Source organism: Allobosea lupini, assembly GCF_900109525.1.
GTDB lineage: Bacteria > Pseudomonadota > Alphaproteobacteria > Rhizobiales > Beijerinckiaceae > Allobosea > Allobosea lupini.
This window is the reverse complement of record NZ_FOAN01000010.1, coordinates 124,100-145,043: the sequence shown is the minus strand read 5'-3', so window position 1 is coordinate 145,043 and position 20,944 is coordinate 124,100. Positions and strand designations below refer to the sequence as shown.

The 20,944-nt window shown below is 67.8% G+C and carries 23 protein-coding genes; 7 read left to right on the top strand and 16 right to left on the bottom strand.

Going from position 1 to position 20,944, the window contains the following annotated elements:
• Positions 1–6: 6 nt before the first annotated feature.
• Together BMZ21_RS24930 and BMZ21_RS24925 are read right to left on the bottom strand one after the other, a co-directional pair.
• Positions 7–603, bottom strand: coding sequence for an exopolysaccharide biosynthesis protein (locus BMZ21_RS24930; protein WP_091841126.1), 597 nt, complete (start codon positions 601–603; stop codon positions 7–9).
• Positions 604–684: 81 nt separating this feature from the next.
• Complete coding sequence (locus BMZ21_RS24925; protein WP_091841123.1) at positions 685–954, bottom strand: usg protein; 270 nt, start codon at positions 952–954, stop codon at positions 685–687.
• 152 nt (positions 955–1,106) lie between these two features.
• On the opposite strand from BMZ21_RS24925, the gene bcsS reads away from it, so the two are divergent.
• Complete coding sequence (gene bcsS / locus BMZ21_RS24920) at positions 1,107–1,850, top strand: cellulose biosynthesis protein BcsS (RefSeq protein WP_143079794.1); 744 nt, start codon at positions 1,107–1,109, stop codon at positions 1,848–1,850.
• Positions 1,851–1,854: 4 nt separating this feature from the next.
• Here bcsS and BMZ21_RS24915 read toward each other — a convergent pair whose 3' ends face one another.
• The 11 genes from BMZ21_RS24915 to BMZ21_RS24865 all read right to left on the bottom strand — a co-directional run bounded on the left by BMZ21_RS24915 (position 1,855) and on the right by BMZ21_RS24865 (position 12,776).
• Complete coding sequence (locus BMZ21_RS24915; protein WP_091841118.1) at positions 1,855–3,468, bottom strand: NTP transferase domain-containing protein; 1,614 nt, start codon at positions 3,466–3,468, stop codon at positions 1,855–1,857.
• A gap of 185 nt (positions 3,469–3,653) precedes the next feature.
• On the bottom strand, positions 3,654–4,346 hold the full coding sequence (locus BMZ21_RS24910; protein ID WP_091841115.1) for an XdhC family protein: 693 nt from the start codon (positions 4,344–4,346) through the stop codon (positions 3,654–3,656).
• A 4-nt stretch (positions 4,347–4,350) separates the two neighbouring features.
• Positions 4,351–4,980: a LysE family translocator gene (locus BMZ21_RS24905; RefSeq protein WP_091841113.1), complete on the bottom strand. Its 630-nt coding sequence runs from the start codon at positions 4,978–4,980 to the stop codon at positions 4,351–4,353.
• A gap of 12 nt (positions 4,981–4,992) precedes the next feature.
• Complete coding sequence (locus BMZ21_RS24900) at positions 4,993–5,319, bottom strand: XdhC family protein (protein WP_091841110.1); 327 nt, start codon at positions 5,317–5,319, stop codon at positions 4,993–4,995.
• Positions 5,320–5,460: 141 nt separating this feature from the next.
• The gene (locus BMZ21_RS24895) at positions 5,461–6,660 is read right to left on the bottom strand and encodes a vWA domain-containing protein (protein ID WP_091841108.1); all 1,200 of its coding nucleotides are present in this window, start codon (positions 6,658–6,660) and stop codon (positions 5,461–5,463) included.
• 243 nt (positions 6,661–6,903) lie between these two features.
• Entirely contained in the window at positions 6,904–7,278 is a 375-nt protein-coding gene (locus BMZ21_RS24890; RefSeq protein ID WP_091841105.1) for a nuclear transport factor 2 family protein, read from the bottom strand.
• A gap of 120 nt (positions 7,279–7,398) precedes the next feature.
• Positions 7,399–8,319: an AAA family ATPase gene (locus BMZ21_RS24885; RefSeq protein ID WP_091841354.1), complete on the bottom strand. Its 921-nt coding sequence runs from the start codon at positions 8,317–8,319 to the stop codon at positions 7,399–7,401.
• A 51-nt stretch (positions 8,320–8,370) separates the two neighbouring features.
• The gene (locus tag BMZ21_RS24880) at positions 8,371–8,958 is read right to left on the bottom strand and encodes a LysE family translocator (protein ID WP_244543997.1); all 588 of its coding nucleotides are present in this window, start codon (positions 8,956–8,958) and stop codon (positions 8,371–8,373) included.
• A gap of 22 nt (positions 8,959–8,980) precedes the next feature.
• A complete protein-coding gene (locus BMZ21_RS24875) occupies positions 8,981–9,784 on the bottom strand; it encodes an FAD binding domain-containing protein (protein WP_091841102.1) in 804 nt (267 codons plus the stop codon).
• A gap of 17 nt (positions 9,785–9,801) precedes the next feature.
• Positions 9,802–12,165 carry a xanthine dehydrogenase family protein molybdopterin-binding subunit gene (locus tag BMZ21_RS24870; RefSeq protein ID WP_091841100.1) on the bottom strand — a complete coding sequence of 788 codons (2,364 nt, stop codon included), beginning with the start codon at positions 12,163–12,165 and terminating at the stop codon, positions 9,802–9,804.
• Between the two features lie 98 nt (positions 12,166–12,263).
• On the bottom strand, positions 12,264–12,776 hold the full coding sequence (locus BMZ21_RS24865; protein WP_091841098.1) for a (2Fe-2S)-binding protein: 513 nt from the start codon (positions 12,774–12,776) through the stop codon (positions 12,264–12,266).
• A gap of 336 nt (positions 12,777–13,112) precedes the next feature.
• Here BMZ21_RS24865 and BMZ21_RS24860 point away from each other — a divergent pair, with 336 nt between their 5' ends.
• Positions 13,113–14,456, top strand: a complete 1,344-nt coding sequence (locus tag BMZ21_RS24860; protein ID WP_167561741.1) for a methyl-accepting chemotaxis protein — start codon at positions 13,113–13,115, stop codon at positions 14,454–14,456.
• A gap of 3 nt (positions 14,457–14,459) precedes the next feature.
• Here the strand turns inward: BMZ21_RS24860 and BMZ21_RS24855 are convergent, their stop codons facing one another.
• On the bottom strand, positions 14,460–14,912 hold the full coding sequence (locus BMZ21_RS24855; RefSeq protein WP_091841093.1) for an SRPBCC family protein: 453 nt from the start codon (positions 14,910–14,912) through the stop codon (positions 14,460–14,462).
• A 167-nt stretch (positions 14,913–15,079) separates the two neighbouring features.
• Here BMZ21_RS24855 and pcaB point away from each other — a divergent pair, with 167 nt between their 5' ends.
• Positions 15,080–16,450 (top strand): 3-carboxy-cis,cis-muconate cycloisomerase, encoded by a 1,371-nt coding sequence (gene pcaB, locus BMZ21_RS24850; RefSeq protein WP_091841091.1) that lies wholly within the window; start codon positions 15,080–15,082, stop codon positions 16,448–16,450.
• Between the two features lie 15 nt (positions 16,451–16,465).
• On the opposite strand, the gene BMZ21_RS24845 is transcribed toward pcaB, so the two are convergent.
• Together BMZ21_RS24845 and BMZ21_RS24840 are read right to left on the bottom strand one after the other, a co-directional pair.
• Positions 16,466–16,981 (bottom strand): flavin reductase, encoded by a 516-nt coding sequence (locus BMZ21_RS24845; RefSeq protein ID WP_091841089.1) that lies wholly within the window; start codon positions 16,979–16,981, stop codon positions 16,466–16,468.
• A 129-nt stretch (positions 16,982–17,110) separates the two neighbouring features.
• Positions 17,111–17,797, bottom strand: coding sequence for a GntR family transcriptional regulator (locus BMZ21_RS24840; RefSeq protein ID WP_167561740.1), 687 nt, complete (start codon positions 17,795–17,797; stop codon positions 17,111–17,113).
• Positions 17,798–17,915: 118 nt separating this feature from the next.
• On the opposite strand from BMZ21_RS24840, the gene BMZ21_RS24835 reads away from it, so the two are divergent.
• From BMZ21_RS24835 to BMZ21_RS24820, 4 genes are all read left to right on the top strand, one after another.
• Entirely contained in the window at positions 17,916–18,242 is a 327-nt protein-coding gene (locus tag BMZ21_RS24835; RefSeq protein WP_091841083.1) for a cupin domain-containing protein, read from the top strand.
• Entirely contained in the window at positions 18,239–19,471 is a 1,233-nt protein-coding gene (locus BMZ21_RS24830) for an FAD-binding oxidoreductase (RefSeq protein WP_091841080.1), read from the top strand. Before BMZ21_RS24835 ends, BMZ21_RS24830 begins: the two co-directional genes overlap by 4 nt.
• Before the next feature lie 65 nt (positions 19,472–19,536).
• Positions 19,537–19,947 (top strand): DUF3574 domain-containing protein, encoded by a 411-nt coding sequence (locus BMZ21_RS24825; protein ID WP_091841078.1) that lies wholly within the window; start codon positions 19,537–19,539, stop codon positions 19,945–19,947.
• Positions 19,948–20,069: 122 nt separating this feature from the next.
• A complete protein-coding gene (locus BMZ21_RS24820) occupies positions 20,070–20,942 on the top strand; it encodes a bile acid:sodium symporter family protein (protein WP_091841075.1) in 873 nt (290 codons plus the stop codon).
• Positions 20,943–20,944 lie beyond the last annotated feature (2 nt).

Here is a 20,944-nt window from a genome sequence, read left to right as displayed (position 1 = left end):
AAACGCTCAGAAGAAGCTCGCCAGCCAGCTCACCAGCGCATAGGCGAAGCCCGCCGACAAAGCGAGACCGACCGCGCCGACCACGGCCCCGGCAATGATCAGCACGCCGTCACGCTCGACCAGGCCGAGCCCGACCAGGCAGACCGCGAGCCCGAGCGGGATCTGGCCGATGAAGGGCGCGGCCACGATCAGCCCAAGCGCCAGGAACAGCAGCACCGCGCCGAGCACCGGCAGCGCGAAAGGGCCGCCGAGCATGGTCAGCCGCGGCTTCGAGAAACGCTCGAGCCGGATCAGCGGCGGCAAGGCGCGTCCGACAGCGCGCGCGAGGTCCGTCTGGGCGATGCTGCGGTTCAGCAGCCGTTGCGGCAACCAGGGCGTCGCCCGCGCCATCAGCATCTGCGCGGCGACGAAGGCGAGCACCAGGCCGCAGACCAGCGGAATCGGCGGCGGCATCGGCAGGCAGTTCGGCAGGCCGAGCAGCACGACCAGCAGCGCATAGGCCCGGTCGCGCAGCGCCGCGACGATGTCGCGGATGGCCACGCGCGGACCCGGCAGATGGGTCAGCGCGATCAGCAATCCGGAAGTGCGCAAAGGGGAGGACAAGCAGGCTCGCCAGGCGATGAGCAGGGCCTGCGGCCTAGCATGCCCCGCGCCAGGCCAACAACCCCACCGGCTGCATGCCCGTCAGTGCAAGGTCAGCACGCCGTTCACATTGACGATCTCGGCCGGGCGGATGAGCTGCGAATGCGCCACCGTGATCGAATGCAGCGGCCCGTCGAGCTCGCGCCGCCAGAAATCGAGGAACCGGTGCAGTTCCGGAAAACGCGGGGCGAGGTCGTAGTCCTGCCAGACATAGGTCTGGAGGAAGTCGGGGTGGTCGGGCATCCGGTAGAGAATCTTGGCGGTCGTCAGCCCGTAACCCGCCAACTGGCGAAGGAAATCCTGCGAAACCATGACCTATACCCTCCTTGACCCAGGAAGACGATGAGCCGGCTGCCATCAGGCTGCGCCGCGATGGTTAACAAACACTTGCAGGAATTCTGCCAACTGCCACACTCATGACGTGTACTGGCGCCGTCTGAGTATGCGACGGAGGGGGCGTGGGCGTGGCGTTGGGGGTCGCGAAGCGTTCGGGCGTGCTCGCCCGCGCCATTGGCGCGGCGGTTGCGGTCGCCTCATCGCCCCGGAAGGCCGATCCGGCGCTGATGGAGCGCAGCCCGCTCTCGCTGGCGATCTTCGGCTCGCTCGAAGCCGACGCCAGCAAGACCTACGGCTCCGTCGGGCTGAAATGGGCGTTTGGCAATAGCGGCGGGCTCGATGCCAGTGGCTTCCGCCTCGGCCTGAAATGGGGCGAAAGCGTCGAGCCGGCCCGGCGCAAGCCGACGCAGGGTCGCCTCTACAAGACCGAGTTCAGCGCCCTGCTCGGCTATGAATGGCGGATCGACGATACCTTCCTGTCGTTCTCGGCCGGTCCCGAGATCGAGGCGCGCTACAGCGAGAACCGCGGCGAGCGCAGCTTCGAGCAACGCGGCATGTTGCGCCTGCAGGCCGACCTCTGGTCGAAACTCGCCGAGAACTGGCTCGTGCAGGCCAATGCCTATGCGATCCCCGGCGACCGCAGCCGCTATTGGGCGCGCCTGGCCGGGGGCTGGCGGCTGATGGATGAGCTCTATTTCGGCCCCGAGATAGAGGGATACCGCGAGCGCGACTATCACAAGCTCCGGCTCGGCCTGCATCTCACTGGCCTGCAGCTCTTCGGCCTCGACTGGCGCCTCGCCAGTGGCGTCCAGAAGACGCGCGACGACAAGGCCGGCGCCTATGTCACGCTCGGGCTGCTCTGGAAGCGGTGAGCCCTCAGCGCGGCCCCTGCCCCGTCAGAGCCCGAAGCGCTTCGGGTGTATCGATGTCGAGCGCGATGGCGGGATCGTCGAGCGCGATCTCCTCGACCGCGTCGCCGGCGGCATCGAGCAGGCGGCGTGCACCCTGATCGCCATCGAGCTTGGCGACCTCCGGGAAGAGCTTTCGCGCCAACAGCACCGGGTTGCCGCGCTGGCCGAGTAGCGTAGGCGCCACGGCGAGCGCATCGGCACGGTCGGCGAAGGCCTGGGCCAGCCGGTCGATCACCCCGGCGGTGACGTTCGGCATGTCACCGAGCGAGACGACGACGCCGGGCACATCCTTCGGCAGCGCCGCGAGCCCGGCCTTGAGCGAGCCGGCGAGTCCGTCGGCGAAGGACGGATTGTGCACGAGCGTGACGTCGAGCCCGGCGAGTGCGGCACGGACCTCGTCCTGCTGATGACCGGTGACAACGATGACCGGCGCGGCGCGCGAGGCGAGTTGGGCCTCGACGGCATGGCGCACCAGCGGCTTGCCACGCACCTCCTGCAGCAGCTTGTTGCCGGCGCCCATCCGGGTCGAGCGCCCGGCCGCCAGCACGATACCCGCGATCGGAGCCACCTCGCCCCGGCCGGGCGCGCGCGGCTGCGGCCGCGAGACGATCTCCATCAAGAGCCCGCCGACGCCCATCTTCTGGATCTCGGCGCGCGTTACCGGCACCGTGGCGAGGCAGCGCTGCAGCACCCAGTCGAAGCCGTTCTCCTTGGGCGAGCGGGCGCAGCCCGGCGCGCCGATCACCGGCTTGCCGTCGAGTTCGCCCAGCATCAGCAGGTTGCCGGGATCGACCGGCATGCCGAGATGCTCGACCGTGCCGCCCGCTTCGACCAGCGCCTTCGGCACGACGTCGCGCCGGTCGGTGATGGCGGAAGCGCCGAAGACGACGACGAGATCGGCCGGCCCGGCGACCGCCTCGCGGATCGCCTGCGCCAGTGGCGGGCCTTCATGCGGGACGCGGGCGTCGCGTTCGATCGCGGCGCCGGCCGGCTCCAGCCGCTCGGCGATGGTCCGCAGCGTCTTGTCGACCACACTGGTCTTGAGGCCCGGCAGCAGCGTCGAGATCACCGCGACCGATGTCAGTTTGTATTCGGCGATCGCGATCGGCTTGGCGGCGCCGAGCCGTTCGAGCGCCTCGGCGATCCGCTTCTCCGGCACGGCATAGGGGATGATCTTGACCGTGCCGACCATCTCGCCGGCGACCACCGGCTTCAGGGCCGGCAGGGTCGCGACCGTGATCGCCTCATCGACGGCGTTGAGCGCATCGATCACGCCCGCATCGATCTGCAGCACGCCCGGCGCAGCTGCGAACAGGTTGACCCGGCCGGTGAACGGCGCCTCGGTCACCACCGCCCGGCCGGCCAGCGCCCGCGCCAGTTGTTCTGCGGCCGCGTTCTCGTCGATGTCGCCGGTTTCGAGCTGCACCGCGACGACCTCGGTCAGGCCGGCGGCGGCGAGCTTGCGCACATCCTCCTCGCCGATCGTCGCGCCCTTGCGCACGATCGCCTCACCGGCGCGCACCGTATGGGCCGCGACCGCGCCGGCGGCTTCAGCGATGGGAATGGGACCGAACTTCATCGCACTATCATCCTCAAAGTCCGTCCTCCGCCCGCCCTCTCAGGTTGTACCGGGCGACCGCAGGGAGACCCGGAATCCATTCCGGAGCCTTTCCGAAAGAGGTTCCGGAATGGGTCCCGGATCTCCGCTGCGCTCCGTTCGGGACGACTCGCGAATGAACCCGGGGAACAGCCAAGTCGCTACATTCAAACCGGCTTGCGGCGCGGGCCACGCAGTGCCTGCACGATCTCGCCGAGGATCGCGAGCGCGATCTCGGCCGGCGAGACCGCGCCGATGTCGAGCCCGATCGGCGCATGGATGCGTTTCACATCGGCCTCGCCGAAGCCGGCCGCGGCGAGCCGCTCCAGCCGCTTGCCATGCGTCTTCCGGCTGCCGAGCGCGCCGATATAGAAGCAGCTCGAGCGCAGCGCCGCCTGCAAGGCGGGATCGTCGATCTTGGGGTCATGCGTCAGCGCGACGAAGGCGGTATAGCCGTCGAACGGCACGCTCTGCAGCGCTTCCTCCGGCCACTCCGCCAGCAGCGTCACGTCCGGAAAGCGCTCCTGCGTGGCGAAAGCGGTGCGCGGATCGATGACAGTGACGTCGAGATCGAGCAGCTTGGCCATCGGTGCCAGCGCCTGCGAGATGTGGACGGCGCCTGTGACGATGATGCGCGGCGGCGGCGCCTGCACGGTCAGGAACCAGGCTTTGCCGTCGACCTCGACAGTGCCGCTCTTGCCGCTGCGCAACTGATTGTCGAGCGCCTCCGCCATCTCATCGCCGGCGAGATCGGCCTCCTTGACCAGCCGCTGCTCGCCCGAGCCGAGCTCGGTGATGAGGACCGTCGCGCGGCGGGCGGCGCGCTCGCTGTTGAGCGTGGAGAGAAGCTTGATATCCACGGCGTCAACCCTTGTCGGTGGCGAGCTTGAGGCCGAGCCCGATCATCAGCGAGCCGCCGAGCCAGCGCCCGAAGGCGAAGCCGGCGCGGCTCGCCTTCATCGTCCTTATCACCAGGCTGGCGGCCAGAACGGTAACGAGGTCGGCCGACGAGAAGGCGAAATTGACTATGGTGCCGAGGATCAGGAACTGTGCCCAGACCGGCAGCGCCGCCGTGGGATCGACGAACTGCGGCAGGAGCGCGATGAAGAACAGCGCGACCTTCGGGTTCAGCACCTCGACGATGAAGGAATCGATCAGCGCGCGCCGGACCGTCTTGGCCGGCGCGACCGCCTGCACCTCGCCGCCGAGCCTGGAGCGGATCATGCCGATGCCGAGCCAGACCAGGTAGAGCGCGCCGACGATCTTCACTGCGAGATAGAGCTCAGGCACGTGCTTGAATACGGCAGACAGGCCGAAGGCCGCGGCGACGACATGGACATAGCAGCCGAGATGGATGCCAAGCATCGCCATCAGCCCGGCCTTGCGGCCATGGGCAATGGTCTGCGCCGCCGTATAGAGCAGCGCCGGACCTGGAAAATAGGCGATCAGCAGCGTCACCGTCGCGAAGGCGAGGAGCGTTTCCCAGGAGGCCATCGACGGTTTCCCTTACGCCCGGACCGGCTCGACATAGACCTTGATCCGCCCACCGCAGGAGAGGCCGACCTGCCAGGCCGTCTCGTCGGCGACGCCGAATTCGAGCGTGCGCGGCTTGCCTTCGGCAATGACGTCGCCCGCTTCGGCGACGACCGCGCCCTCGACGCAGCCGCCGGAGACCGAGCCGAGGAAATTGCCCTCGCCGTCGATGACGAGATGCGAGCCGACCGGCCGTGGGGCCGAGCCCCAGGTCTCGACCACGGTGGCGAGCGCGACGCCGCGCCCGGCCTTGGCCCAGGCCTCGGCGGTGGCGAGGATGTCGGTGTCGGTGCTGATCATGAATTGCCTCCCTCAGCCCTCATCCTGAGGGCGGCCCAGCGGCGTCTCGAAGGATGCTTCAGGAGGCGACTGGAGCATCCTTCGAGACGCGATCTGCGATCGCTCCTCAGGATGAGGGCTGGTTCCAAAACAGATCATGCCTCAACCTGCCTTCTTCAACCACTGGCGCGGATCTGTGATCTGCCGTGCGTCGGAGGACAGCGCGGCGCAGAGATCAGCCATCGCCGCGAGATTGTGGATCGGCCGGAACTGGTCGACATGGGGCAGCATCGCTCGGATGCCGCTGGCCCGCGCCTCGAAGGCGTCGTAGCGCAAGAGCGGGTTGAGCCAGGTCAGCTGCCGGCAGGAGCGATGCAGGCGGTCCATCTCGAAGGAAAGATCCGGGCCAAGATGGCGCTCCAGCCCGTCGGTGAAGAGCAGCACCACCGCCCCGCCCGCGAGCACCCGGCGCGACCAGACCCTGTTGAAGGCGTGCAGCGCCGAGGCGATGCGCGTGCCGCCCTCCCAGTCCGGCGCTGCCTTGCCGGCGAGCGCCAGCGCCTCGTCCGGGTCGCGGGCGCGGAGCATGCGCGTCACATTGGTCAGCCGCGTGCCGAAGACGAAGGAATGCACGCGCCGGCGCTGCTCGGTGACGGCATGCAGGAAATGCAGGAAGATCCGCGAATACTCCGCCATCGAGCCGGAGATGTCGACGAGCGCGACAACAGGCGGATGGACCTCGGCGCGCTCGCGGAAGGCCAGGTCGATCGAGGCGCCGCCACCCCTGAGCGAGCGCCGGAAGGTGCGGCGCGGATCGATCCGCGCCCCGACATGGGCGGGCTGGAAGCGCCGCGTCGGCACGGCATCGTTGGGCAATCGCAGCTCGGCGATCAGCTGGCGCGCTCTGGCGATCTCGGCTGCGCTCATCTGGGCGAAGTCGCGCGATTTCAGCGTCTCGCGCTCGGAGACGGTGAGCCTGGCGCTAAGCTCAGTCAGTTCGACCGGGGGCTCCTCCTCCCGAGGCGGCGGGGTGAAGGCCTCGGCGACGCGCAGGGCGCCGGCTTCCGGCTTCTGCGGCTCGCCGTCGACCCGCGGCGTCACCGGCGACATCTGCGCCATCAATTTCTCGATCAGCCCGCGCCGGCGCCAGAATAGCCGGAAGGCCTGGTCGTAGACCGCCGAATCCTCGTGCTTCTTCACGAAGATCGCATGCAACGCCCAATAGACGTCGTCGCGCTGCCCCAGCGCGCCATCGGCCAGCGCCTCGACTGCCTCGACCACGGCGCCCGGCCCGACGCGCAGGCCGGCACCGCGCAAAGCGCGGGCAAAATAGGCGACGTTCTCGGGCAGCTTGCCGGTCATCTCTCCACCGTCATGCTCGACCCTGTGGCGAGCATCCACGTCTCGCATCGCCGATGAAGCACGAGCCGCCCTCTTCCTTCTCCCGGAGGGGAGAAGGTGGCGCGGAGCGCCGGATGCGGGCCTGCCCTTTCCACGGAAGGCGCGGCGGCAACCGTCTTGCCCTCGTCGGCGGCGGTCCCTCACCCCTGCCCCTGCCCCACTCGGGAGAGGGGTTCCCCGCGCCCTTCCTGACAGGACAGCAGCTCACGCCGCTGTCTCGGTCATGAACACCTTCTGGGCCACGACCCATTTGCCGTCGACCTTCAGGAAGGACAGAAGGTCGGTGAAATAACGCGGCGGCATCTGGCACTTGACCTTGACCAGCGCCATGGATGGCCCCACCAGATCGATCGCCAGGATATGGTCGCCGCGCTCCAGTCCGGTCTCCTGCGGCGACTTGCGCCCGCGCACCGCCTCAAACCACTGCGCGCGCGGCACGACCTTGAGCTCGCCGTCGAGCGATTGGGTGAGCGCGCTGGTCGGATGAAAGACCGAGGCGAGCTTGTCGACATCGCCCTCGTAGAGCCCATCGAGATAGGTCCAGGTCGCGGCCTCGATCGCCTTGATGTCGTCGTTCATCGCTTGCTCCCGTCGTAGCGCGTCATGCTCGGCTCGTCCCGAGCACCTCGGAAACCAGTTTCATCTTGCCTGAGATTCTCGGGTCTGCGCTTCGCTTCGCCCGAGAATGACGGCGAAAGCTCATCCCCGCGCCGCCTGCTTGGCCTGGTCGAGCAGTTCCCCCACCTTAGAACCCTGCATCGCCTGGATGTCGTCCTGGTACTTCAGCAGCGCGCCGAGCGTGTCGGAGACGATGGCCGGGTCGAGCGCCACCGCGTCGAGCTCGACCAGTGCGCTCGCCCAGTCGAGCGTCTCGGCGACGCCCGGCGCCTTGAACAATTCTTCCTTGCGGATCGCCTGCACGAAGGACACGACCTGCTTGGCGAGCTTGGCGGGAGCGCCCGGCGCCTTCGCCTTCAGGATCGCGAGCTCGCGGGCGGCGTCGGGATAGCCGACCCAGTGATAGAGGCAGCGGCGCTTCAGCGCGTCATGAATCTCGCGGGTGCGGTTCGAGGTCAGGATCACGATCGGCGGCTCGGCTGCCTTGATCGTGCCGAGCTCGGGGATCGTCACCTGCGCATCGGCCAGCACTTCGAGCAGGAAGGCCTCGAAGGCCTCGTCGGTGCGGTCGAGCTCGTCGATCAGCAGGATCGGCGCCCCGCCCTCCTGCGGCTCCAGCGCCTGCAGCAGCGGGCGCTTGACCAGATAGCGCTCGGAGAACAGGTCGCTCTCCAGCCGTTCGCGGTCGCCGGCGACGCCGCCGGCCTCAGCGAGACGGATCGCCATCATCTGGCCGGCATAGTTCCACTCGTAGACGGCCGAGGCGAGATCGAGCCCCTCATAGCATTGCAGCCGGATCAGCCGGCGCCCGAGCGCGGCGGACAGCACCTTGGCGATCTCGGTCTTGCCGGTGCCGGCCTCGCCCTCGAGCAGCAGCGGCCGCTTCATCCTGAGCGCCAGGAAGAGCACGGTCGCCAGCGCCCGGTCGGCGACATAGCCCTGGGACTGCAGCAGGGACAGCGTGGCGTCGATGGAAGACGGAAGGGAGCGGCTTGCGGACATCGGCATCCAGTCTAGAAACTCATCTCGACGAGCGACACGGCCGGACGCGGATCAGCGCGTCGACCAAGCGAACCATAGCGCGACAAGCGCCATTCCCACTGCCGCGCCGCGACGGATCGCACGCTCGCGCGATGGATGGAAGAGCAGCGCGCGCGAGGCGGAGGCACCGAGCACAAGTGCGACGTGGATCACGGTTGCGATCACCACGAAGCAACCGGTGAGCAGCAGGAGCTGGTCGCGCGGTGCCGGCACCGGCAGGAACAGCGGAATCACCGCGACATAGAAGATTGCCGCCTTGGGATTGAGCAGATTGGTAACGAGGCCGCGCCGAAAGGACGGGCCGAGTTCGTCACCCGCCCCGGGCGGCGGATCGCGCCAAGCGTCATAGGCGAGCCAGAGCAGATAGGCGATGCCGGCCCAGCGCAGAGCCTGCGCAGCGAGCGGCGCCTGCGCGCTGACGAAGGCGAACCCGAACGCCGCCGCCAAGCCGAGGAGCGCAAGACCGAGCGCTACACCGGCAACCGCGGCAAGTCCCGCGCGCTGACCGCGCGCCAGGCTGAGCGCGACGAGATAGCCCATGTTCGGCCCGGGCGTGAGCTCGGCGATGACCGCGGTCAGCAGGAACTCCCAGAAGCGCACCCGACCTGGCCGGCGGCGCCACCTATTTCCCCGTCGCCTGCGCCACCGCCTGCTTCGCCATCACGCCGATGAGATGGGCGCGGTATTCGGCATCGGCGTGGATGTCGCCGTTGATGCCCTTGGCGGTGTGCTTGAGCCCGTCGAGCGATTTCACCGCAAAGCGCGCCTTCAGAGCCGCTTCCGCCTCCGGCCAGCGGAAGACGCCGCCTTCGCCGGCGCCGATGATGGCGACAGCGACCTCGCTGCCGCGCTTGGCGACGAAGACGCCGACCAGCGCATAGCGCGAGGCCGGATTGCGGAACTTGGCATAGCCTGCCTTGGACGCGACCGGGAACGAGACCTTGATGATGATCTCACCCTCGTCCAGTGCAGTCTCGTAGAGGCCGCTGAAGAACTCGTCCGCCGGCAGCTTGCGCTTGTTGGTCACCACCGTCGCGCCGAGCGCCAGCAGAGCTGCCGGATAATCGGCCGCCGGGTCGTTGTTGGCGACCGAGCCGCCGATCGTGCCGCGATGGCGCACATGCGGATCACCGATATGGCTGGCGAGATAGGCCAGCGCCGGAATCGCCTGCTGTACCTCGGGGGACGATGCGACCTCGGCATGGGTCGTCATCGCGCCGATGACGAGGTTGCGGCCCTTGCGGGCGATGCCCTTGAGGTCGGCGCAGGACGACAGGTCGACCAGCGCGCCGGGCGAGGCCAGGCGCTGCTTCATCGTCGGCAGCAAAGTGTGGCCGCCGGCGAGCAGCTTGGCGTCCTCCTTCTTGGCGAGGAGGCTGGCGGCCTGGCGCGCGGTCGCCGGGCGGTGATAGTTGAAGGCGTACATGGTCTCGTCCTTTCAGATCACTCGGCAGCCATGCGGCTGAGCGTTTTCTGCGCGGCGCGCCAGACGGCCTGCGGCGTCGCCGGCATGGCGATGTCCTCATGGCCGAGCGCGTCGGTGATGGCGTTGATGACCGCGGGCGGCGCGGCGATGGCGCCGGCCTCGCCGCACCCCTTGATGCCCAGCGGATTCGACGGGCAGGGCGTGACGGTCATGCCGACCTCGAAGGACGGCAGATCGTCGGCGCGCGGCATGCAGTAGTCCATGAAGCTCGCGGTCACGAGCTGGCCGTCGGCGTTGTAGCGGGCGCCTTCGAGCAGCGCCTGGCCGACGCCCTGGGCGATGCCGCCATGGACCTGGCCCTCGACGATCATCGGATTGATGACATTGCCGAAATCGTCGACCGCGGCCCAGCGCTCGATCCTGGTCACGCCGGTGTCGGGGTCGATCTCGAGCTCGCAGATATGGACGCCGGCCGGGAAGGTGAAGTTGGTCGGGTCGTAGAACGCCCCCTCCTTCAGGCCCGGCTCGAGGTCCTGGCCGTTGAACTTGTGCGCGACATAGGCCTGCAGCGCGCAGGAACCGAAATCGAGCTTACGGTCGGTGCCCTTGACGGTGAAGTTGCCATCCTTGAAGTCGATATCGGCCTCGTCGGCCTCCAGCACATAGGCCGCGACCTTCTTGCCCTTGGCGATCACCTTGTCGATCGCCTTGAAGATGGCGGACATGCCGACCGCTCCGGAGCGCGAGCCATAGGTGCCCATGCCCATCTGCACCTTGTCGGTGTCGCCATGGACGATCGAGACATTCTCAAGGGGCACACCGAGCCGATCGGAGACGAGCTGGGCGAAGGTCGTCTCATGGCCCTGGCCGTGGCTGTGCGAGCCGGTCAGGACCTCGATCGTGCCGACCGGATTGACCCGGACCTCGGCCGATTCCCATAAGCCGACGCCGGCCCCGAGCGAGCCGACCGCAGCCGACGGGGCGATGCCGCAAGCCTCGATATAGGCGGAGAAACCGATGCCGCGCAGCTTGCCATTGCGGGCGGAATCGCGCCGGCGCTTGCCGAAGCCCTTGTAGTCGATGATCTCCAGCGCCTTCTTCAGCGAGGCGCTGTAGTTGCCGGTGTCGTACATCATGATCACCGGCGTCTGGTGCGGGAACTTCCTGACGAAGTTCTGCGTGCGGAACTTGGCCGGGTCCTTGCCGAGCTCGCGTGCCGCGACCTCGACCAGCCGCTCGACCACAAAGGTCGCTTCCGGACGGCCGGCGCCCCTGTAGGCATCGACTGGAGCGGTGTTGGTGTAGACCGCGTCGACCTCGCAATAGATCGCCGGGATGTCGTATTGGCCCGACAGCAGCGGCGCGTAGAGATAGGTCGGCACCGAGGACGAGAAGGTCGAGAGATAGGCGCCGAGATTGGCGGTGGTGTGCACCCGCATCGCCAGCATCTTGCCGTCGCCGTCCATGGCGAGCTCGGCATGGGTGACATGGTCGCGGCCATGCGCGTCGGAGAGGAAGGCTTCGGTCCGGTCCGAGGTCCATTTCACGGGACGGCCGACCTTCTTCGCCGCCCAGACGCAGACGGTCTCCTCGGCATAGATGAAGATCTTCGAACCGAAGCCGCCGCCGACATCGGGGGCGATCACGCGCAGCTTATTCTCCGGCGCGATGCCGATGAAGGCCGAGAGCACGAGGCGCGCCACATGCGGGTTCTGGCTCGTCGTATAGAGGGTGAAGGCGCCCTCGCCCTGGTCGTAATCGCCGACCGCGGCGCGCGGCTCCATCGGGTTCGGCACCAGCCGGTTGTTGACGATGTCGAGCTTTGTGACGTGCTTGGCCGCCTTGAAGGCGACATCGGTCGCCCCCTTGTCGCCGAGATGCCAGTTGAACACCGTATTGTCCGGCGCCTCGGCGTGGACCTGCGTCTTGGACTTCGCCGCGGTCGCGGTGTCGACCACCGCCGGCAGCACGCCATAGTCGACGATGATCGCCTCGGCCGCGTCGCGCGCCTGGGCCAGCGTCTCGGCCACCACCACCGCGACATGGTCGCCGACATAGCGGACCTTGCCCTGGGCGAGCGCCGGATGCGGGCCTGCCCTCATCGGCGAGCCGTCCTTGTTGTGGATCATCCAGCCGCAGATCAGCCCGCCGACCTTGTCGGCAGCAAGATCATCGCCGGTGAAGATCCCCAGCACGCCCGGCATCGCCGCGGCAGCTTTCGTATCGATCGTCTTCAGCGTTGCATGCGCATGCGGCGAGCGCAGGAAATAGGCGTGGGCCTGGCCCGGCCGGTTGATGTCGTCGGTATAGCGACCCTGGCCGGTGATGAAGCGATGGTCTTCCTTGCGGCGGACAGAAGCGCCGATTCCGGTAGCGGACATGGATTCCTCCTGGCGTGACGCCTCTTATTGGGCGTTGAAGCGACTATGGCTGGATCACATCGGCAAGGCCCGCATCACGGCGCGGCCCGAGACGGCGCTTACTCGGCGGCCTGCCGCGGCGGCTCACGGTCCTTGGTCGAGCCTCCCGCCATTGCCTCGGCGCCGGCGGCGATCGCCTTGACGATGTTGTGGTAGCCGGTGCAGCGGCAGATATTGCCATCGAGATCTTCGCGGATCGTCTTCTCGTCGAGGTGGTTGCCGCGCCGGTTCACGATATCGACCGCCGCCATGATCATCCCAGGCGTGCAGAAGCCGCATTGCAGGCCGTGATGCTCGCGGAAGGCCTCCTGCATCGGATGCAGCGCCCCGCCATTGGCCAGCCCCTCGATCGTCGTCACCGAGGCGCCCTCGCAGGACAGCGCCAGCGTGGTGCAGGCCTTCACCGCCTTGCCGTCGAGATGCACGACGCAGGCGCCGCACTGGCTGGTGTCGCAGCCGACATGCGTTCCGGTCAGCCGGAGATTTTCCCTGAGGAACTGCACCAGGAGGGTGCGCGGATCGACAGTCGCGGTGACGGCTTTGCCGTTCACCGTCATGGACAGATTGGCCATGGGGCACTCCTCCGAAAGCCTGTTTTCTGAACGGCCCACGACATCTCGAAGACCGCACGATCCATGCGCCGGCCCGTCACGGGCCGGCGGAGAATTTCCTTGGAACAACTTCAAAAACCAATGTGGACCCGGGATTTTCCGCGGTCAAGCGCACCGCCATTCCGGAAGCCTGCTGTTTTGGCGATGTTTTTGCATGGTTTTGACGAAGGACACCTGAACAGCCGCTTCGCGATGCACCACCGCGGCGTCATCCCCTTTGCCGATTCTTAACCACGCCCATGCAACCTCGTGGACTGGAATGACGATCTCCGATCGTCGCGCTCACGGATGGCGCGGTTGGCCTCGATCCTCGAACACGTCCAGCGTCGCCTCAAGGCGATCGGCTATGACGAGCGCCAGCGGCAGCGCCTGCGCCGCTATCGCGTCATTGTCGAGCGGGTCATCACCGAGGTCGTCGAGCAGGATTTCGCGCGCGCCTTCGCCATCCATCCGATGCTGAAGCTCGCGGTCGAGCCGGCCGCCACCGAGCTCTACGCCGCCGAAGCCGACCACTTCCGCCTGCTCTTCGACGGCGATTTCGACCAGCGCTATTGCGATTCGCTCGAGCGGCTCACCATTCTCGAGCGGCACGGCCAGGTCGGCGCCCGTGCCCGCGCCTCCATTGCCTTCACCCTGTTCCGGATCTTCCTGCAGGAGAGCCGCACGCGCCTCGTCTTCTCGCGGCGCGACATCCCGCACGACCTCTTCATCATCGAGCGGGTGCTGACCTACGACGTCAACACCGCCATGTCGCTCGACCGCGAATTCGAGGCGGCGGAGGCCCGCCGCCGCGGCGTCGCGCTCGACGAGGTCGCCGCGACGCTGACCTCGCGGATCGGCCAGCTCGACGGCGCGATCAGCAAGGCGGTCGATCTCTTTGTCGAAACCGCCGGCGAGACCTCGGCGGCCAGCAGCTTCATCAAGGATCAGGTCGGTTCGGTCACCCAGACATCGCTGCTTGTCCGCGAGAAGGCGATGCAGACCGCGGCCGCGACCGAGGAAATGTCGGCGAACATCGCGGAGATCGGCCAGCGCGCCCGCCAGAGCCTCGAGATCGCCAACCGCGCCGTCGCCGATGCCGAGGCGATGGACGAGGCGATCGCCCGGCTGCGCCACGTCACCAGCAGCATCGGCACCGTTGTCGGCATGATCGCCGACATCGCCGCGCAGACCAATCTCCTCGCCCTCAACGCCACCATCGAGGCGGCCCGCGCCGGCGAATCCGGCCGGGGCTTCGCCGTGGTGGCGGCCGAGGTGAAGTCGCTGGCGACGCAGACCGCCTCGGCGACGCAGGAGATCGCCGCCCAGATCGCCGAACTCTCGGCCAGCGCCGAAGCCTGCGGCGTCCGTGCCGCCTCGATCGGCGCGACCATCGGCGAGATCAAGTCGGATTCGGAGGCGATCTCGGACGCGGTCGCCCAGCAGAGCAGCGTCACCGGCGGCATCGCCCGGCACGCCGCCGAGGTCGCGCACGGCTCGGACGAGGCGATCGGCAGCGCGACCCGCGTCAACGACAGCCTCGGCACGACCGAGAAGGCGCTGGAACGCGCCAATGCCGCCGCGGCCGACATCGCCCTCCAGGTCGGCGCGGCCGAGGCGACGGTCAGCGAGGCGCTGGCAGCGCTCCGGCGGGCCTCGTGATCGTCAGCCCTCGCTGACCGCCTTGGCGAAATTGGCGAAGAACTCGTCTGCCAGCTTCTTCGAGACCGAATCGATCAGGCGCGAGCCGAGCTGCATCAGCTTGCCGCCGACCTGCGCATCGACCTCATAGCGCAGCAGGGTCTGCCCGCCTTCGGCATCCTCGAGCATGACCTTGGCGCCGCCCTTGGCGAAGCCGGCGATGCCGCCCTCGCCTTCGCCGACGATGCGATAGCCGTTCGGCGGGTCGAGGTCCTGCAATTCGACCTTGCCCTTGAAGGTCGCCTTCACCGGGCCGAGCTTGACCTTCACCACCGCCGAGAAATGCGTGTCGTCATCCTTGTTGAGCTGTTCGCAGCCAGGGATGCAGGCCTTCAGCACCTCGGCGTCGTTGAGCTTTTCCCAGACCACCTGCTTGGCCGCGGGCAGCGTCGCCTCGCCGTTCATCGTCATCGCCATGGGCTGAGCTCCTCACCGTTCCCAGGATGGCCGGCAGGTTGCAGCCGGCCCCGCCTCGGGTCTATCCAAGTTCCCTTAATCCATGGCCGGAAATGACCGGCGCGCACAAGAGGACGAAGCTGGGATGTGGGTTGCAATGACCGCTCCGCACCAGGGCGCGCGCCGACATGGCTGAGGCCGGCCTCTATGGCGAGCTCTTCGCCGACCGCGAGATGGCAGCCGTCCTCGACGATCGCGCCGCGCTGCAGGGCATGCTCGATTTCGAGGCTGCCCTCGCCCGGGCCGAAGCGGAGGTCGGGGTCATTCCGCCCGCCGCAGCCGAGGCGATCGCTCCGCAGTGCAAGGCCGAACTCTACGACATCGCCGCGATCGGCAAGGCCGCCACGCTCGCCGGCAATCCGGCGATCCCACTGGTCAAGGCACTGACGGCCCGCGTCGCCGCTGCCCATGCCGACGCGGCGAAATGGGTGCATTACGGCGCGACCAGCCAGGACGTGATCGATTCCGGCCAGGCCCAGCAGTACCGGGCGGCGCAGGAGCTGATCCTCGCCCGCTCCGCCCGCCTCGCCCATGCCCTTGCCGCCCTCGCTCGCGATCATCGCCGCACGCCGATGATCGGCCGCACCTTCCTCCAGCATGCGGTCCCGATCTCATTCGGGCTCAAGGCGGCCAACTGGCTGGACCCGATCGTCTCCTTCCATGACGACTTCATGATCTGGGGGGAGTCGGCGCATCAGTTCGGCGGCGCCGCCGGCAGCCTCGCCTCGCTCGGCGACAAGGCCGATGCGGTCTCGGAAGCCTTCGCCCGCATCATGCCCTCGATCGGCGCCGTGCGCGTGCCCTGGCACACCCAGCGCCGGCGCCCGGCCCGGATCGCGACCGAGCTCGGCCTGCTGCTGGGCCATCTCGGCAAGATGGCCGGGGACATCGCCCTGATGGCGCAGACCGAGATCGGCGAGCTGGCCGAGCCGGAGGCGCCGGGCAAAGGCGGCTCCTCCGCCATGCCGCACAAGCGCAATCCGGTCCTGTGCACGCTGATCCTGACCGCGGCCAAGCGCGCCCCAGGATTGGTCGCGACCATGCTCGCGGCGATGCCGCAGGAGCATGAGCGCGCTATGGGCGGCTGGCATGCCGAATGGCCGACCTTGCGCGAGCTCTTTCTGGTCGCGGGCGGAGCGCTGAACCATGCGGTCGCCCTGGTCGAGGGGCTGCAGGTCTTCCCGGAGCAGATGCAGTACAATCTCGACCTCACCAACGGCCTCGTCATGGCCGAACGCGTCTCGCTTGCATTGGCGCAGACGATCGGCCGCGGCGAGGCCCATCATCTGCTGGAGGAGGCCAGCCGCGACTGCATCGCCAGCGGCCGCCATCTCAGGGATGTCCTGGCCGAGCATCCGACATTGGCAGGCAGGCTCACCGGCGAGGAACTCGACGACCTGTTCGACCCGACCACCTATCGCGGCGCGACCGATGCGATCATCGACCGGATCCTCGTGCTCTACGAGGAAGAACGGGAATACATGGGCGGCAATGGCTGAGCCGAGAGGCCTGCCTCAGAAGCCGCCGAAACGGCGATGGCGGTAGACCAGGCCTGGGCCGGAGCCGCCGCCGCCGAGCGCGACCACCTGGCCGATCAGGATGCGGTGGGTGGTGACGCGGTGAACCGCCGCCACCCGGCAATCGAAGCTGGCGAGCGCGCTCGCCAGCACGGGCGCCCCGGTCGAAAGCTCGCCCCATTCGCCCATAGCGAAGCGCTCTTCACCTGTCAGGCCGCGCCGGCCCGAGAACACCGTGGCGAGCTCATGATCGGCCGCCGCCAGCGTGTTGACGCAGAAGATGCCGCTCTCCTCGATCGCCGCCAGCGTCCGGCTGGCGGCCTCGATGCAGACCAGAACGGTCGGCGGCGCAACCGAAACCGAGCTGAACGCAGTCGCCGTCAGCCCCGAGCGGCCGGCAGCGCCGAGGGTCGTCACGATATGAGTAGCGCTCGGGACCTGCGCCATCGCCTCGCGGAAGGCCTGCGCATCGGGGAGCGCGGCGCGTAAGGCGGCATCGACCATGCTGTTCATCGCCCAACTCTGCGCGAGGTTACCGCCTTTTATCTAAGCGCGCAGGTGTAAAAGGCCAGTTGCATCAATTGTCGACATTCCCGGCGATTCTGCAGGAAGGTTAAGATATATCACGTTGGCGGAACGCGCTCACTCGCGCCTCAGGGCGGCGAGCAGCCCGGCACGCAGATGTCCCATCAACGCATCGCTCGCCTCGGTGGCCGCCTCCGCCTCACCTGCGACCACCGCCTGGGCAAGGATCACATGATGCTGCGCGGCCGGCACCAGATCGATCTGCCGGTCGAAGAAATACCAGGCTCGGCGGATCAGCGCCTGCAGCGGCTCGACGGCCCGGCTGGCATAAGGGCTGCGTGCCGCCGCCGCGACCAGCGTATCGAGCTCCTTGTCGAGGCGCATATAGGCGTTGACGTCGTCGGCCTGCGCCGCCTCGCGCATCGCCCGGGCCTTGGCCAGGATGGCACTGCGCTCGGACGGGCCGGCGCGCCTGGCCGCCTCGGCCGCGATCAGGCGCTCCAGCACTTCGCGGGCATCGAGCGCGGCCATCACGTCGATCGCGTCGATGGCGGTGACGGCGACGCCCTTGCGCGGCAAAATCTCGACCAGCCCCTGCTGCGCCAGCCGGATCAACGCCTCGCGGACCGGCGTGCGGCCGACGCCAACGAGATCGATCATCTGCGCCTCGGTCAGCACTGCGCCCGGCCGCAGCGACAGCGTCACGATCGCTTCCTCGAGGCGGCGATAGGCCAGGTCGGACAGGCTGGCGGAGGCGCGGCCGCCGACGGAATCCTCGCCGGCAACGCGGGCATCCTCAGTCATGGGCAGCCCCCGTGATGCTTGACGCGTCGGACAGCATTGATATATCAGAACTTTCACCAGAACCGCAAGGCGGGCAAGCCGGCCGATCGACGGTAAATAATCCGCGCATGGAGGCGACATGGCGTTCACCTGCACGATCCCCGCCGTCGCCACGCTTCAGCAGGACGACGACACCGTCCGGATCACCCGCTGGGACTTCGAACCCGGCGCGGTCACTGGCTGGCACAGTCATGGCTGGCCCTATTTCGTGATCATGCTGGTCGCCGGGACCTTGCGCATCCACGACGGCACCAAGGAAACAGACGTGCCGCTGGCACAGGGCCAGGCCTATATGCGCGAGGCCGGCATCCAGCACGACGTGATGAACGGCTCGCCCCACCCGATCGCCTTCGTCGAGATCGAGGTGAAGCAGCCGGCCGCCCTCAAGCTGCTGCCCACCCCATGAAGATCGCGATCATCGGCGCCGGTATCGTCGGCACGGCGACCGCCCACGCCCTGCTCGACGAGGGCCACGAGGTCCTGATCCTCGACAAGGAGGGACCGGCCTTCGGTCCCTCGCGCGGCAATGCCGGCATCATCGCGCATACCGACGTGCTGCCGATCGCCAGCCCGAACATGCTGCGCAAGGTGCCGGGCTTCCTGCTCGATCCTCTCGGGCCGCTGGCGATCCGCCTCGGCTATCTCCCGCAATTGCTGCCCTGGCTGGCGCGTTTCCTGCTCGCGGCCCGCCCGGCCGCCTATGAGCGCTCGATCGCCGGCATGATCGCGATCCAGCAATTGGCGCTGCCGGCCTGGCTGGCGCGTGCCGAAAAGGCCGGCATCAGCAACCATATCCATCGCCGCGGCGCGCTCTACACCTACAGCAATCCGGGCGACACCGCCGGCCTCGAAGCGCTCGCCCGGCGCCAGCGCGCCGCCGGCATCGCCGTCGACATGCTGCCCCCGCAGGAGCTGCGCCAGCTCGAGCCGGCGCTCAGGGATCGCTTCGCGGGCGCCGCCTTCCATCCCGATTGCGCCCATATCAGCGACCCGCTCGCCCTCACCATGGCCCTGTTCGAGACGGCGCTCGCGCGCGGCGCCAGCTTCGAGAAGGCGAAGGTCACCAACATCTCGCTGGGCGAGCGCCCTGCCTTGGTCGGCCCCGATGGCTGGCAGCGCGTCGTCGATCGCGTCGTCGTCGCGGCCGGCGCCTGGTCGAAGCCGTTAGCAGCGGCAATGGGCGATACCATCCCCCTCGACACCGAGCGCGGCTACAATGTCAGCTTCCCGGGCGTGACCGGCCTGACCAGCCGCCCGATCGGCTTCAAGGATGACGGCTTCGTCATGACCCCGCTGGAAAGCGGCTTGCGCATCGGCGGTGCGGTCGAGTTCGGCGGTCTCAAGGCGCCGCCCAACCATGCCCGCACAAGGGCGCTCTACGACAAGGCAACGAGGCTGGTGGACGGCCTGCCGGCTTTCGACAGCGGCAGGGTCTGGATGGGCTTCCGCCCCTCGCTGCCGGATTCCTTGCCGGTGATCGGCAAGGCAAGCCGCAACCCCAATGTCGTCTACGCCTTCGGCCATGGCCATTACGGCATGACCCAGTCGACCGCGACGGCCGATCTCGTCGCCGCGCTGATCGCCGGCCGTTCGCCGGCGATCGACGTCGGCCATTTCAGCCCACAGCGCTTCTGAGGCGGCAATGCCCGGCGCATAGCTCGGCTGACTGAATCGATCTCTCAGCCGACAGGGGCAAGGCCATGATCCGACTCAGCTTTGCGCTTCTGATTGCAAGCACCCTCGCCGGCTGCGCCGGCCTTGCGCCCCATTCCTGCCTGTCCGGCCAACAGGCAATGCTCTCAGCCGAGCTGCTCTTCGGCCGCAAGATCGGCGACCGTATCGGCATCAGCGAAGCGGCCTTCCGCCGCTTCGTCGATGAAGAGCTGACGCCGCGCTTCCCTGACGGACTGACCATTCTCGACGCCAGCGGGCAATATCGTGACCGCGAGCGTGGCCGATTGATCCGCGAGCCCAGCAAGCTCGTCCAGATCGCGATCTCGGATGAACCTGCGAATCGTGACAAGCTCGCCGCCATCGCCGAAGCCTACAAGCACCGCTTCCACCAGCAATCGGTCGGAGTGATCCTCAAGCCGGTCTGCGCGTCTTTCTGAGCATCATCGAAAGAATCGGAAACCTTGCTACGAAAAGATCCAACCCAGTCAGTGGCGTAGGATCCATTCCTCAACTAGCCTGACGCAACGGCATAGAAAAGGCCGACAAGGGGAAGCGCGCAATGCAGGGTTCGATCGTGACCGATCTGCTGTTGCCGCTCGCCATTGGCATCGTCATGCTCGGACTGGGCTTGAGCCTGACGATCGGGGACTTCCGCCGTGTTGCACGCTATCCGCTGGCGGTCGGCTTCGGTCTCTTCCTTCAGGTCCTGCTGCTGCCCCTCGCCGCCTTCGCGATCGCGATCGGCCTCAAGCTGTCGCCCGATCATGCCGTCGGCCTGATGCTGCTCGCGGCCGCGCCGGGCGGCGCGACGGCCAACATCTACAGCCACCTCGCCCGCGGCGACGTCGCTCTCAACATCACGCTGACGGCGGTCAACAGCCTGCTCTGCCTGCTGACGCTGCCGATCGTGCTCGATCTCTCGCTGAGCTATTTCCTCGGCAATGGCCAGTACGTGCCGCCGCCGCATCGCAAGGTGATCGAGGTCGGCGCGATCATCCTGATCCCGGTCGCGCTCGGTATGCTGCTGCGGGCGCGCGCCGAACGCTTCGCCATTCGCGCCGAGAAACCTATCAAGATCTTCTCGATCCTGGTCCTCGCCATCCTGATCGCCGGTGCGATCTATATCGAGCGCAAGGCACTGCTGCCGAGCCTGATCGCGGTCGGCGGCGCCTGCCTCGCCTTCAACTTGGTCAGCATGCTCACCGGCTACCTCGCCCCGCTGGCGCTGCGCCTGCCCAAGGGCCAGGCGGTGGCGATCGCCATGGAGATCGGCATCCACAATGCTGCGCTGGCGATCTTCATCGCCCTCAACGTGCTGCGCAATCCGGCCGCAGCCGTGGTGCCCGGCATCTACAGCCTGATCATGTACGTGACCGCCTCGGCCTTCGCCGTCTGGCTGGTGCGGCGGAACGCGGCGCTGCGCCCCGCCTGAGA